The organism is Kitasatospora sp. NPDC051702 (genome assembly GCF_040681575.1).
In the GTDB taxonomy this organism is placed as follows: domain Bacteria; phylum Actinomycetota; class Actinomycetes; order Streptomycetales; family Streptomycetaceae; genus Kitasatospora.
Map to the genome: position 1 here is coordinate 64,240 of NZ_JBFAZB010000030.1, position 12,598 is coordinate 76,837.

At 75.7% G+C, this 12,598-nt stretch carries 14 protein-coding genes; 10 read left to right on the forward strand and 4 right to left on the reverse strand.

Annotation, left to right across the window (positions count from 1 at the left end; genetic code table 11):
• Nucleotides 1-96: 96 nt before the first annotated feature.
• The gene (locus tag AB0N04_RS23970) at nt 97-978 is read right to left on the reverse strand and encodes a DUF3027 domain-containing protein (RefSeq protein WP_360212590.1); all 882 of its coding nucleotides are present in this window, start codon (nt 976-978) and stop codon (nt 97-99) included.
• Between the two features lie 663 nt (nt 979-1,641).
• Between AB0N04_RS23970 and AB0N04_RS23975 the strand changes: the two genes are divergently transcribed.
• The 4 genes from AB0N04_RS23975 (at nt 1,642) to AB0N04_RS23990 (ending at nt 5,150) form a co-directional block, all read left to right on the forward strand.
• Entirely contained in the window at nt 1,642-2,943 is a 1,302-nt protein-coding gene (locus AB0N04_RS23975) for an MFS transporter (RefSeq protein ID WP_360212664.1), read from the forward strand.
• A gap of 72 nt (nt 2,944-3,015) precedes the next feature.
• Nucleotides 3,016-3,546: a hypothetical protein gene (locus tag AB0N04_RS23980; RefSeq protein ID WP_360212592.1), complete on the forward strand. Its 531-nt coding sequence runs from the start codon at nt 3,016-3,018 to the stop codon at nt 3,544-3,546.
• 10 nt (nt 3,547-3,556) lie between these two features.
• Nucleotides 3,557-4,306 (forward strand): futalosine hydrolase, encoded by a 750-nt coding sequence (locus AB0N04_RS23985; protein ID WP_360212594.1) that lies wholly within the window; start codon nt 3,557-3,559, stop codon nt 4,304-4,306.
• Nucleotides 4,299-5,150 carry a 1,4-dihydroxy-6-naphthoate synthase gene (locus AB0N04_RS23990; protein WP_360212596.1) on the forward strand — a complete coding sequence of 284 codons (852 nt, stop codon included), beginning with the start codon at nt 4,299-4,301 and terminating at the stop codon, nt 5,148-5,150. The genes AB0N04_RS23985 and AB0N04_RS23990 overlap by 8 nt, the downstream gene beginning before the upstream one ends.
• 31 nt (nt 5,151-5,181) lie before the next feature.
• Here AB0N04_RS23990 and AB0N04_RS23995 read toward each other — a convergent pair whose 3' ends face one another.
• Complete coding sequence (locus tag AB0N04_RS23995) at nt 5,182-5,565, reverse strand: cold-shock protein (RefSeq protein WP_360212598.1); 384 nt, start codon at nt 5,563-5,565, stop codon at nt 5,182-5,184.
• A gap of 483 nt (nt 5,566-6,048) precedes the next feature.
• On the opposite strand from AB0N04_RS23995, the gene AB0N04_RS24000 reads away from it, so the two are divergent.
• Nucleotides 6,049-6,285 carry a hypothetical protein gene (locus AB0N04_RS24000; protein ID WP_360212600.1) on the forward strand — a complete coding sequence of 79 codons (237 nt, stop codon included), beginning with the start codon at nt 6,049-6,051 and terminating at the stop codon, nt 6,283-6,285.
• On the opposite strand, the gene AB0N04_RS24005 is transcribed toward AB0N04_RS24000, so the two are convergent.
• Nucleotides 6,282-6,914, reverse strand: coding sequence for an HAD family hydrolase (locus tag AB0N04_RS24005; RefSeq protein ID WP_360212602.1), 633 nt, complete (start codon nt 6,912-6,914; stop codon nt 6,282-6,284). The two genes, AB0N04_RS24000 and AB0N04_RS24005, sit on opposite strands and share 4 nt — an antisense overlap.
• 99 nt (nt 6,915-7,013) lie before the next feature.
• Between AB0N04_RS24005 and AB0N04_RS24010 the strand changes: the two genes are divergently transcribed.
• The 4 genes from AB0N04_RS24010 to AB0N04_RS24025 all read left to right on the forward strand — a co-directional run bounded on the left by AB0N04_RS24010 (nt 7,014) and on the right by AB0N04_RS24025 (nt 11,085).
• The gene (locus tag AB0N04_RS24010) at nt 7,014-8,063 is read left to right on the forward strand and encodes an iron ABC transporter permease (RefSeq protein ID WP_360212604.1); all 1,050 of its coding nucleotides are present in this window, start codon (nt 7,014-7,016) and stop codon (nt 8,061-8,063) included.
• The gene (locus AB0N04_RS24015; protein WP_360212606.1) at nt 8,060-9,106 is read left to right on the forward strand and encodes an iron ABC transporter permease; all 1,047 of its coding nucleotides are present in this window, start codon (nt 8,060-8,062) and stop codon (nt 9,104-9,106) included. Before AB0N04_RS24010 ends, AB0N04_RS24015 begins: the two co-directional genes overlap by 4 nt.
• The gene (locus AB0N04_RS24020; protein ID WP_360212608.1) at nt 9,106-9,912 is read left to right on the forward strand and encodes an ABC transporter ATP-binding protein; all 807 of its coding nucleotides are present in this window, start codon (nt 9,106-9,108) and stop codon (nt 9,910-9,912) included. The genes AB0N04_RS24015 and AB0N04_RS24020 overlap by 1 nt, the downstream gene beginning before the upstream one ends.
• 180 nt (nt 9,913-10,092) lie before the next feature.
• Nucleotides 10,093-11,085 carry an iron-siderophore ABC transporter substrate-binding protein gene (locus AB0N04_RS24025; protein WP_360212610.1) on the forward strand — a complete coding sequence of 331 codons (993 nt, stop codon included), beginning with the start codon at nt 10,093-10,095 and terminating at the stop codon, nt 11,083-11,085.
• Between the two features lie 62 nt (nt 11,086-11,147).
• On the opposite strand, the gene AB0N04_RS24030 is transcribed toward AB0N04_RS24025, so the two are convergent.
• The gene (locus AB0N04_RS24030; protein WP_360212612.1) at nt 11,148-12,044 is read right to left on the reverse strand and encodes a LysR substrate-binding domain-containing protein; all 897 of its coding nucleotides are present in this window, start codon (nt 12,042-12,044) and stop codon (nt 11,148-11,150) included.
• Between the two features lie 70 nt (nt 12,045-12,114).
• On the opposite strand from AB0N04_RS24030, the gene AB0N04_RS24035 reads away from it, so the two are divergent.
• On the forward strand, nt 12,115-12,477 hold the full coding sequence (locus tag AB0N04_RS24035; protein ID WP_360212614.1) for a nuclear transport factor 2 family protein: 363 nt from the start codon (nt 12,115-12,117) through the stop codon (nt 12,475-12,477).
• Nucleotides 12,478-12,598 lie beyond the last annotated feature (121 nt).

The following is a 12,598-nucleotide window of genomic DNA, read 5'->3' on the forward strand; positions in this document are numbered from 1 at the left end:
CGCCGGGGCCCCCCGTTCGGGCCCGCGGGCCTCCCCCCCCGGCATACGGTGCGGCCCGCCCCACCGGTTCGGTGGGGCGGGCCGCGGACCGCGTGCTCAGGAGTGCCCGAGCTCCTCCGCCGGGGCGTCCGGCTCGACCGAGCCGGAGGCCCGGTCCGGGTGCAGCTGCAGCGGCTCGACCACCAGCTCGTCCAGGATCAGCTCGGACGGCGCCGGCGGGGCCGGGATGACGGCCGCCTCGGAGTGCCCGCCGCAGCCGTAGGCGAAGGAGACGATCTGGCCGTCGGCCGGGCCGAACTCGTTGCCGCACACGCCGAAGGCCTGACCGAGCGAGCCGCCGATCGGGATCAGGAAGCCGCAGCTGCCGCACGCGGCGGGCGCGGCCTGCGCCATCGGGGTCTGCGGGCCGTGGGCCTTCTCCCAGCGGTCGGCGGCCAGGTGCAGCCCCAGCCGGGAGAGCACCCGGCTGCGGCCCATGCCGAGCTCCTCGGCGACGGAGTTGATCTGCGCGCGGGCCGGCGCGGGCTGGATGCCCGGGTCGGTGACGACCAGGTCCTCCTCGGCCGCCAGGACGACCGCGGAGTTCGGCGCGGGCTCGTCCTCGCCGCTCCAGCCGGGCTCCAGACGGGCGTCGTCGGCGCCGGTCGGCAGCAGGTCGCCGGGGCCCATGTCGCCGGGGCGCAGCCGCTCGCTCCACGGCACCCACTCGGGGGCGAGGACGGCATCGGGGCCGGGCAGCAGCACGACCTCGTCGAGCGTGACGTTCTTGGCGCGCGGGGCGCGGGCGACGGTCACCGCCCAGTGCCAGCCGCGGTAGGCCGCGTCGAGGCACTCGAAGGTGTGGGTGACGACGCGCTCGGCGTCCGCCTGGGCACCGAGGTGCGGCCCGACGGTCTCCGGTCCGACGGCCTCCTCGGCTGCCTGACGGGCGAGTTCGACGGCGTCGGCACAGAGCCGGTCGGGGGTACGGCTTCGCATCGCAGCACTCACGGCGTCGATTCTCTCCCAGTTCTTCTGTCGCCCACGGCGTGTTGCCTGTCCCGTCGCGGCTCGGTAGTCCCTCGTCCATTCTGCGCGACCGGAGGCCGCCGCGGGTACCGGCCGCGCCGCCCGTCCGGGCCTGCAGGGGCCCTGGCGCCCGATGACCGGACCCTGGGCAGGCTACCCGTCGGTCGGTGCCGCGGCACAGTCCGGGGCGGTACCGGCCGTTCCGGAGAGCGTGCCGGGCCGCGCCGAACGGGGTCGAATCCCGCGTCACCACGGCGATTCTGGGGCAGGATGGGCAATGTGGCGGACGAGAACCCGTCGCAGCACCCACTGCGCGCCTCGCAGGCCGGCAGCCCCGACGAGGCGACCGCCGTGCCGCGACAGCAGCCCCAGGTCCTCGCTGCGGGCGAACCGCAGCCGGGGGGCCGTCCCGCGCCGCCCACCGCCGTCGTGAGCCTCCTGAAGACCGCTCCCGACCCCGGCCCCGGCCGGGGCGACGGGCCCGCCGGACACCCCGCGGACGACGCGGACGACACGGCGGTGCACACCCGGCACCTCACCGCCCTCGACGAGGACCTCGCCGAGGAGGCCGCCGAGCCGCACCGCAACCTGCTGGTCCGCACCGCCTCCGCGGCCGGCGCGCGCACCGGCCGGGTGGTGCACGGCACCGGCCGCCGGATCCGCAAGGCGACCTCCGCCGAGGGCGCCGGCGAGTCCGGCCTGGCGAAGCTGATCGAGCTGCACGCGCTGAACTCCTTCGGCGACATGCTGATCACCATCGCGCTGGCCTCGACCATCTTCTTCTCCGTGCCGACCGGCGAGGCCCGCGGCCGGGTCGCGCTCTACCTGCTGATCACGATGGCCCCGTTCGCAATCCTCGCCCCGGTGATCGGCCCGCTGCTGGACCGGCTGCCGCACGGCCGCCGGGCGGCGATGGCGATGTCGATGCTGGCCCGGGCGGTGCTGGCCTGGACGATGGCGGGGGTGATCGCGGGCGGCGGCCTGGCGCTGTACCCGGAGGCCCTGGGCGTGCTGGTGGCGTCCAAGGCCTACGGGGTGGTGCGCAGCGTCGTGGTGCCCCGGCTGCTGCCGAAGCAGCTGTCGCTCGTGAAGGCGAACTCCCGGGTCACCCTGGCCGGGCTGCTGGCCACCGGGGTGGCCGCCGGAGTGGGCGGCCTGCTGCACCTGATCGGGCCGGGCTGGCCGCTGCGCGGGGCCTTCCTGGTCTTCGTGATCGGCACCCTGATGGCCTTCCACCTGCCGCACGAGGTGGACTCGGCGAAGGGCGAGCAGCGGGCCGTCCTGCACGCCGAGGTCCACGGCGAGCACGCCCGGCCGGGAGCCAAGGCCCCGAAGGCCTCGCTGCGCACGGTCGGCCCGTCGGTGATCCTGGCGCTGCGGGCGATGTCGGCGCTGCGCTGGCTGGTCGGCTTCCTGGTGATGTTCCTGGCGTTCCTGCTGCGGGACGAGCCGATCGGCGGCCTGCAGCCGACGCTGGCGCTCGGCCTGGTGGCGCTCGCCGCGGGGACGGGCAACGCGCTGGGCTCGGTGCTGGGCTCCTGGCTGCGCACCCGCGGCCCGGAGGCGACGGTCACCGCGATGCTGCTGCTGGCGACCTGCGCCACCGCGGCGGCCGCGCTCTGGTACGGCGCGGTGACGGTGATCCTGGTCGCCGGCGTCGCCGGGGTGGCGGCCTCGCTGGGCAAGCTGGCGCTGGACGCGCTGATCCAGCGGGACGTCCCGGAGGCGGTGCGGACCTCGGCCTTCGCCCGTTCGGAGACGGTCCTGCAGCTGTCCTGGGTGGCGGGCGGCGCGGTCGGCATCGTGCTGCCGCTGAACGGGACGCTGGGGCTGTCGGTGGCCGCCGGGGTGGTCGGCCTGATGCTGCTGTGGACGGTCCACTCGCTCTTCCGGGTGGGCCTGCGCCGGCGCCCGGCGGCACCCCGGGTGGCGTGACCGGGCTCCGGGCAACACGCGGTGGCCGACCCCCGCGTAGCGTGATCGGCGAAGCCCGGTAGATTCTGACGCATGAGCCTCAATACCCGTGTCATCGCCGCCCTCGGCGCCGTCGTCGTGGTCGGTGTCGCCACGGTCGGCACCTCCGTCGCCATCGCGAGCGACCAGACCGAGCACAGCTCCCACCGCGCGACCATCACGGTCGGCAACTCCTCGATCGCCGCGGACCCGCTCTGCTTCAACGGCGGCAGCCCGATCACCGAGGACCTGCAGCAGGAGTGCCAGGACAAGGCCACCCAGGCCCTCAAGGACGGCACCCTGCCGACCTCCGACGTCGTGGTCAGCGACAACGTGGGCGTCGGCGTCTCCCCGAACGTGGCCGACCGCGGCTGGTGGGCCTTCACCAACGGCGGCTCGCAGGGCCAGGGCGGGCGCTACAGCCTGTTCTCGTACGCCAAGGGCGCGACCTACTCCGGCTCCCAGCAGGCCGCCAAGCTGCTGAACGCCTCCGGCAAGACCCTGGTCACCGTCGTCGAGGGCGACAAGAACTCGGACAACCCGGTCGCCGTCTGGTACTTCCAGCTGAACACCCAGGACAACTGACGGTCCTGCGATGACCGCGCACGCGCCCGCCGACGGGCGGAACGAGCAGTCGGGCCCCGGGCGGGCCCGGCTGCTCGTCGTCGTCGCGGTGCCCGCCGAGGCCGAGGCCGTCCTGCGCGGGCTGGGCGGCACGGCCGCCGCGCTGCCGCTGCCCGGCGGGGGCCTGCACCGCGCCCAGGACGCCCCGGTCGACGTGCTGGCCGGCGGGGTCGGCCCGGCGGCCTCCGCGGCCGCCACCGCCGCCGCGCTGGGGGCGCACGACTTCGCCCTGGTCGTCTCCGCCGGCATCGCCGGCGGCTTCGCCCCGCACGCCCCGGTCGGCGCCACCGTGCTGGCTTCGGCGATCGTCGCCGCCGACCTCGGAGCCGAGACCGGGGACGGCTTCGCCGACGTCACCGAGCTCGGCTTCGGCACCGTCCGGCACACCCCTCCCGCGGCGGCCGTCGCCCGCGCCGCCGGGGCGCTCGGCGCCCTCACCGGCCCGGTGCTGACCGTCTCCACCGTCACCGGCAGCGCGCGGCGGGCCGCCGAACTGGCCGCCCGCCACCCGGGCGCCCTCGCCGAGGCGATGGAGGGCTTCGGCGTGGCCGAGGCCGCCGCCCGGCACGGCGTGCCGGTGCTGGAGCTGCGGACCGTCTCCAACCCGGTGGGCCCGCGCGACCGGGCCGCCTGGCGGATCGGCCAGGCCCTGGGCGCCCTGGAGGCGGCCTTCGCCGCGCTGCCCGTCACCGAACTGATCGAGGAGGCCGGCCGTGGCTGAACGGCTGAGCATCGCGTACTCGCCCTGCCCGAACGACACCTTCGTCTTCCACGCGTGGGCGCACGGCCTGGTGGCCGGCGCGGACGCCCCCGAGGTGACCTTCGCGGACATCGACGTCACCAACGGCCTGGCCGAACGCGGCGAACTGGACGTGCTGAAGATCAGCTACGGCGCGCTGCCCTGGGTCCTCGACGAGTACGCCCTGCTGCCCTGCGGCGGCGCGCTGGGGCGCGGCTGCGGCCCGCTGGTGCTCACCCGGCCCGGGACCGCCGCGCCGGCGGACCTCACCGGGAGGACCGTGGCGGTGCCGTCCGAGCGGTCCACCGCCTACCTGCTGTTCCGGCTCTGGGCGGCCGGGGCGGTGCCCGGCGGGTTCGGCGAGATCGTCGTCCTGCCGTTCCACGAGATCATGCCCGCCGTCCGGGACGGCCGGGTGGACGCCGGCCTGGTGATCCACGAGGCCCGCTTCACCTACCGGCAGTACGGGCTGCACAGCCTGGCCGACATGGGCGAGGCCTGGGAGCGGGAGACCGGGCTGCCGATCCCGCTCGGCGCGATCGTCGCGCGGCGCTCGCTGGGCGCCGAACGGCTGCGCGAGCTGGCCGGGACGATCCGCGCCTCCGTCCGGCAGGCCTGGGACGACCCGGCGGCCAGCCGCGGGTACGTGCTGGCGCACGCCCAGGAGATGGACCCGGCCGTCGCGGACCAGCACATCGGCCTCTACGTGAACGAGTTCACCGCGGACCTCGGCGAGGAGGGCTACGCGGCCGTGCGCGCGCTGCTCACCCGGGCCGCCGCGGAGGGGCTGGTGCCCCCGCTCGACCCGGGTGCGCTGGCGTTCTGAACCCGGCCGCCACGGCCGGGGCCCGCGGGCCTCAGACGTCGAACTGGTCGGCCACCGCGCGCAGCAGGCCGGCCAGCTTCTGGCCCGTCGGCTTGGCCGGGTAGCGGCCGTGCTGCAGGCCCGGCAGCACCGCGTCCAGCGTGGTGATCAGGTCCTGGACGATCGGCGCCATGTCGTCGGCGCTCTTGCGCTGGGCGGCGGCCACCGACGGCAGCGCCTCCAGCAGCTGCACGGCCATCGCCTGGTCGCCGCGGTGGCCGGCGACCACACCGAACTCGACCCGCTGGCCGGGCTTGAGCACGGTGACACCGGCGGGCAGCGCCTTGGTGTGGACGAAGACGTCGCCGCCGTCGTCGCGCGACAGGAAGCCGAAGCCCTTCGTCTCGTTGAACCACTTGACCTGGCCGGTGGGCATCTCGAACAGTCCTCGAATGGGTGTGAGGGATCCCGGCCCTGGCCGGGGATCACTGGGTGGTGGGAAAGGCGGACGACCTCGGCTCGGCGCCCGCGGGCGCTCACGGTCGGCACGCTGTCAGGAGCAGACTAACGGTCCGTCACTGCCTCATCCGCGTTCCGCGGAAGATCCGCGACCGGGGCCCGGAGCGGGCGGTGCGGACGCGGCGATCTCGCTGTCGCGGGCGACCCGGCCCTGGCACGGCCGCGGCGCGACTCGGCGCGGTCCATCGGCTCACACCCCCGGGTCTGAGGACACGGGGCGCACCTGTCGCACCCCTCGGCACCCCCTGCATACCCCCGCTCAGCAGGGATCAAAACGTTCAGCTTCCGAGAAACTGCGCAACGTGACCGGACCGCTCCGGTGGGCGGGCCCGGCCGCCGCTCTGCCAGACTGGACGCCCCGCCGGGCACCGCGCCCGCCAGCCCCGAGGAGCGAGCAGACGTGAGCAGCCAGAGCGCCGACCCCGGCGACGTGTACGTCAAGGCCGGCACCGTGGTGTTCGGCCTGGGCGCGCTCGCCACCCTGGTCACCTTCGTCCCGCTGTTCCTGCACCTGACGCCGCTGCCGACGGCCGCGTACTGGCTGAGCATGCTGATGCCGGCCGGGTTCCTGTCCGCGCTGGTCGGGCTGCTGCGCAACGCGCGGGCCCAGCGCCGGCGGGCGGAGTCCGCCGCCTAGCGCGTTCCCGCGAGGTGGGCGGCGAGCCAGGCCGGGAACCCGGTGAGGTCCGCCAGGACCACGTCCGCGCCCGCCGCGCGCAGCTCGTCCGCGCCGTAGGGGCCGGTGGCCACGCCGACCGCGACGGCGTCCGCGTGCCGGGCGCCCCGGATGTCGCCGAGGTGGTCGCCGACGTAGACGCTCGCGCCGTGCTCGCGCAGCGCGTCGCCCTTGGTCTCCGCCCACAGGTCGCCGACCAGCGCGTCCGCGTGCAGGCCGGCGTGCTCCAGGTGGAGCCGGGCGTTCGGCTCGTACTTGCCGGTGATCACCGCGACCCGGCCGCCGTGGCTGCGGACCGCCTCGACGGCGGCGTGCGCGCCGGGCAGGGCGACGGTCGGGGCGAAGGCGTGGTCGCGGTAGAGCTCGCGGTAGCGGGCGGCGACGCGCTCCACCTCCTCCTCCGGGAACCAGTTGCGGATCTCGTCCAGCAGCGGCGGGCCGAGCCGGGTGACCACGAGGTCGGCGTCGATGGGGGTGCCGGTCTCGGCCGAGAGCGCCAGATAGGTGGCGTGGATACCCGGCCGGGTGTCCAGCAGCGTCATGTCGAGGTCGAAACCGACGGTGAGCGGGGCGGCGGAGGTCTCGGGCATGCCGCCAGGCTATCCAACCGCCGGCGCCCCCGACGAGGGGATTTGCCCCGGCTTCGCGACGGAACTTAGGTTTGCCTGAGTTGTCTGCGGAGAGGCCTCATGACCGACACCACCGACACCACCGACACCACCGCGCCGCCCGGCGCAGGACGGACGCCGCCCCGGCGAATACCGTGGCTCGCCGCCGCACTGGCGCTGCTGGCCGTCGCGGTGCTGCTGAGCCTGGCGGTCGGCAGCCGCACCGTCCCGCTCGGTGACACCGTCGACGCCCTGCTGCACGGCGGCGGCACGGCGGACGCCGTCGTCGTGCGCGAACTGCGGCTGCCGCGCACCGTCGTCGGACTGGCCGTCGGCGCCGCGCTCGGCCTCGCCGGCGCCGTCATGCAGGGCCTCACCCGCAATCCGATCGCCGACCCCGGCATCCTCGGGGTCTCCCAGGGCGCGGCCGCCGGCGTGGTCGTCGCCATCTCCGGGTTCGGCGTCTCCACCCTGACCGGGTACGTGTGGTTCGGCTTCGCCGGGGCCGTCGTCGCCACCGTGCTGGTGTACGGCCTGGCCGGGCGCGGCCGGGGCGGGGCCACCCCGGTCAAACTGGCGCTGGCCGGCTCGGCGGCGTCCGCCTTCATCGCCTCGCTCAACACCCTGGTGCTGACCACCGACGCCGCCACCATGGACCGGTTCCGCTTCTGGCACGTCGGCTCGCTCTCCGGGCGGACCTCGGACGTCGCCTGGCAGCTGCTGCCGTTCCTGGCGGTCGGCACGGTGCTGGTGGTCGCGGTCGCGCGCGGTCTGGACGCGCTGGCGCTCGGCGAGGACACCGCCAAGGGGCTGGGCGCCAGGACCGGCCTGGTCCGGGCGGTCGGCGCGCTCGGGGCGACGGTGCTGACCGGCTCGGCCGTCGCCGCGGCCGGGCCGATCGCCTTCGTCGGCCTCGCCGTCCCGCACGCGGCCCGGGCCGTCGCCGGGGCGGACCACCGCTGGGTCCTCGCCTTCTCGGCCGTGCTCGGCCCGGCCCTGCTGCTGCTCGCGGACACGCTCGGGCGGGTGCTCTTCCCGCCGTCCGAGGTCCCGGCCGGCGTGATGACGGCGCTTGTCGGCGTACCCGTCCTGGTGGCCCTGGTCCGGCGGCGGAAGGTGGTCGCCGCATGAGCTCCGTCTCCCTGCCGGGGTACACCGCGCTGCGGGCCGGACGGGCCTCCGTCCTGCTGCACCGCCGCTCGGCGGCGGTGGCGCTGGGCCTGCTGGTCGCCCTGGCGGCGGCCGCGGTGGCCTCGCTCTGCCTCGGCGAGTCCGCCGTGTCGCCGGTCGAGGTGGTGAAGGTGGTGCTGGGCCGGCCGAGTCCGCACGAGCTGGTGGTGGGCGAGTTCCGGCTGCCGCGGGTGGTGGTCGGGCTGCTGGTCGGCACGGCGTTCGGGCTGGCCGGGGCGCTGATCCAGACCGTCGCCCGGAACCCGCTGGCCAGCCCCGACGTGGTGGGCGTGACCTGGGGCGCGACCGCCACCGTGGTCGGCCTGACGGCCTACGGCGTGGTCGGCTCGACCGGGCAGGCGCCGTACGCGGCGGTGGCCGGCGGCCTGGCGGCCGGCTCCCTGGTCTACGCGCTGGCCTGGCGGCGCGGCCTGCACGCGCAGCGGCTCGTCCTGATCGGCATCGGGATCAGCGTGGCGCTCTCCTCGCTCACCTCGGTCTTCCTGACCAAGGGCGACGCCTTCCAGGCACAGGCCGCGAAGGTCTGGATGACGGGCAGTCTGAACGGCGCCGGCTACGACCAGGCCGGCTGGCTGGCGCGGGTGCTGCTGGCGGCCGTCCCGGTCGCCCTGTGGGCGGCGCGCGCCCAGCGCTCGATCTCCTTCGACGACGCGACGGCTGTCGGCCTGGGCCTGCGGCTGGACCGGATCCGGCTCGGCACGGCACTGCTGGGCGTCGTGCTGGCCTCCTGCGCGGCGGGCGCCGCCGGCCCGGTCGACTTCGTGGCCCTGATGGCGCCGCAGATCGCGCTGCGGCTGGCCCGGTCCGCGCGGGTCCCGCTGTTCTGCTCGGCGCTGACCGGCGCGCTGGTGGTGGTGCTGGCCGACCTGATCGCCCGGCGGCTGCTGGCACCCACCGAACTGCCGGTGGGCGTGGTGACCGGGCTGGTCGGCGCGCCCTACCTGATGTGGCTGCTGATCCGATCCCGTCGTGGAGGTTCCTGATGACCGCACACCGCCTGGAGGCCCGGGGCCTCACCCTGGCCTACGAGGCGCGCACGGTCGTCGACGGCCTGGACGTGAGGATCCCGGACGGCCGGGTGACCGTGATCGTCGGCCCGAACGCCTGCGGCAAGTCGACCCTGCTGCGCGCGCTGGGCCGGCTGCTCAAGCCGGTCCGGGGTGCGGTGCTGCTGGACGGCGAGGAGCTGGCGCGGATCTCGACCAAGCGGATCGCCCAGCGGCTCGGCCTGCTGCCGCAGTCGCCGACCGCCCCGGAGGGCATCTCGGTGGCGGACCTGGTCGCCCGCGGCCGGCAACCGCACCAGAGCTGGTGGCGACAGTGGTCGGCCGAGGACGAGGCGGCCGTCGCGGAGGCGCTGGAGCGGACGTCGACGGCGGACCTGGCCGCGCGCAGCATGGACGAGCTCTCCGGCGGCCAGCGCCAGCGCGCCTGGATCGCGATGGCACTGGCCCAGGGCACCGACATCCTGCTCCTCGACGAGCCGACCACCTACCTGGACATCGCGCACCAGGTGGAGGTGCTGGACCTGGTCCGCCGGCTGAACGTCGAACGCGGCCGGACGGTGGTGGCGGTGCTGCACGACCTCAACCAGGCCGCGCGGTACGCGGACCACCTGGTGGCGATGCGGGACGGCCGGGTGGTGGCGCAGGGCCCGCCCGGGGAGGTGGTGACGGCCGGGCTGGTGCGGGAGGTCTTCGGGCTGGACTCGGTGGTGGTGCCGGATCCGGTGACGGGCACGCCGCTGGTCGTCCCGGGCGCCCCCTGGGCGGCGACGGTGGACGCCTGACCGACCGGCGCAGGGCCCGGGGGCGGTCGGGCGGCCCGTTCGTGGCGGGGGGACGGCGGGGGACACGGCGGGGGGACGGCGGGCACGCCATCGGCACGGCGCGGGTACTTAACGGAAATCCAGCCATCAACCCGGACATAATCGACGCGCCCCCGAAGTCCGACCGTCCGAGGACCGCCGATGCACCGGATCACCCGCCGTTCGTTCCTCACCGGCCTCGGCGGGGCCGCCGTCGGCGCGACCGGCCTGACGGCCTGCACGACGGGCCGGCCGGCCCCGCCCACCACCGACAGCGTCGGCACCGACCCCTCCGCCTCCCCGACCCCGCCGCCACCCGTCACGGTGAACACCGCCACCGGCCCGGTGGTGGTGCCGGGCGCTCCGCTGCGGGTGGTCGTCCTGGACACGGACGCACTGGACTCGGCGCTGACCCTCGGCATCACCCCGGTCGGCGCCGCGCTCCCCGCCGCCGACACCCGGTTCCCGGAGTACTGGCCGGACTCCCGGGTCGCCGGGATCCGCCTGATCGGCCCGGCCGGCGCACCGGACCTGACCGCGGTCCGGGCGCTGCGGCCGGACCTCCTGCTGTCCAACCAGACCCGTGACGGCGACCGGTACGACCGGCTGCGGGAGATCGCACCGACCGTCCTCACCCAGACCAGCGGCGCGCCGTGGAAGGCGAACGTCCAGCTGCACGCCCAGGCGCTGAGCCGGGAGGACGCGGCGGCGGCCTTCGCCGGCGCCTACCAGAAGCACGCCGGGCAGGTGGCGCAGTCGCTGTCGGCGGCGAAGCTGTCGGGCCGCCGGGTGAGCCTGGTGCGGTTCGTCGAGGGCGGCGGGATCCGGATGTTCGGGAGGCAGAGCTTCCCCGGGACGGTGCTGGCCGACGCCCAGGTGGCGCGACCGGACGCCCAGAACGTCGACCAGTCCGACGTCGAGGTCCCGCTGGACCAGATCGGGCGGGCGGACGGCGACCTGCTGCTCTACGCCACGTACGGCGACCCGGAGCGGGCGGGCACCGCCGCGGCGCTGGCCAGCCCCGGCTGGCAGGCGCTCGGGGCGGTGCGGGCGCACCGGGCCTTCCCGGTGGACGACCAGCTGTGGTTCCAGGGCATCGGCTACACCGGCGCCAACTTCGTGCTGGACGAGCTGCAGCGCTTCCTGGGGGCCTGAGCCGCGCCCTGGCGCGGGGCGGCGGCGAGCGGCGGTCCAGCGCCGCGGTCGAGTGCGGCCGTTCAGCGCGGCGGTTCCCCGGCGGGGCCGGCCAGCGCCGCGCGCAGCCTCGCGTACAGCAGCCGGACGGCCGGCGAGTGCTGGTCGGGGCGGGCGGCCAGGCCGAGGCGGGAGCGCGTCGCCGCGTCGACGACGGGGACGGCCCGCAGGCCCTCGCCGTCCATGGACGACGGGCTCAGGACGGCGACGCCCGCGCCGCGCCGGGCGAGCAGGAGCAGGGTGGCCGGGGAACTGGCGTCGATGTCCACCCGCGGCTCCAGGCCGAGCAGTCCGCAGGAGTGCTCGTAGGCGGCACGGATGCCGGTGCCCGGGGAGAGGCAGAGGATCTTCTCGTCGCGCAGGTCGGCGAGCGTCAGCCCGTCCCGGTCCAGGCGGTGGCCGACCGGGACGACGGCGGCGACCGGCTCGTCGAGGACGACGGTGACGTCCAGGCCGGGGGCGGGGTCGCCGGCGAAGCCGATCAGGGCCAGGTCGAGGGCGCCGGCCAGCACCTGCGCCTGGAGGCGCTCCGAGTGGCCCTCGTGCAGGCTCAGTTCGATGCCGGGATGGGTGCGGCCGAGGTCGGCGACGACGTCGAGGAACGGCGGGATCGAGCAGCCCATGATCATCCCGAGCCGGACCCGGCCGCGGACGGCGTCGGCGAACTCGGCGGCGGTGTGCCGGATGGCGTCCAGGGTGGCGAGCGCGTCCTTGGCCAGCGGGAGGACCGCCTCCCCGGCCGGGGTGAGACGGACGCGACCCCGCCCGGAGCGGTCGACGAGCTGCTGGCCCAGCTCGCGTTCGAGCTTGGCGACCTGGGTGCTGACCCCGGACTGGCTGACGTGCAGACGCGTCGCGGCGGCCGTGAACGATCCCTCGTCGACGACGGCGGCGAAGTAGCGCAGCTGATGCATCTCCATAATCAGGAACGATAGTCGGCATCTGATCCATCTGTTGGACGGATCGATCGGGCGGGCAGAGGATGGATCCATGACGACGACGAGGACTGCACGCGAGATTTCCGAGACCTACTTCGCGGCCTGGGAGGCGGGCGACTTCGAGACGCTGCGCGGGCTGCTGGCGGAGGACGTCGACTTCGTGGGGACACTGGGCACCGCCTCCGGGGCGGAGGAGGCGCTGAACGGGCTGCGGCGGCTCGGACAGGTGCTGGAGCGGATCGAGGTGCACGGCCGGGTGGCGGAGGGCGACGACGTGATCACCTGGTTCGACCTGCACACCTCCGTCGCGGACCCGACGACGACGGCGAACTGGACGCACGTGGAGAACGGGCGGATCGCCCGGATCCGCGTCACCTTCGACCCGCGCGGACTGCTGGCGGGCTTCGACCGCTGACCGGGCCGCGGCGGCGGGCGGAGCGGCAGGCGGAGGCCGGTGCCCCACGGGGGCGGGCACCGGCCTCCGCGGTGCGGGCCCGGGATCGCGACCCCGGCAGTGATCCACAGAGCACTACCGG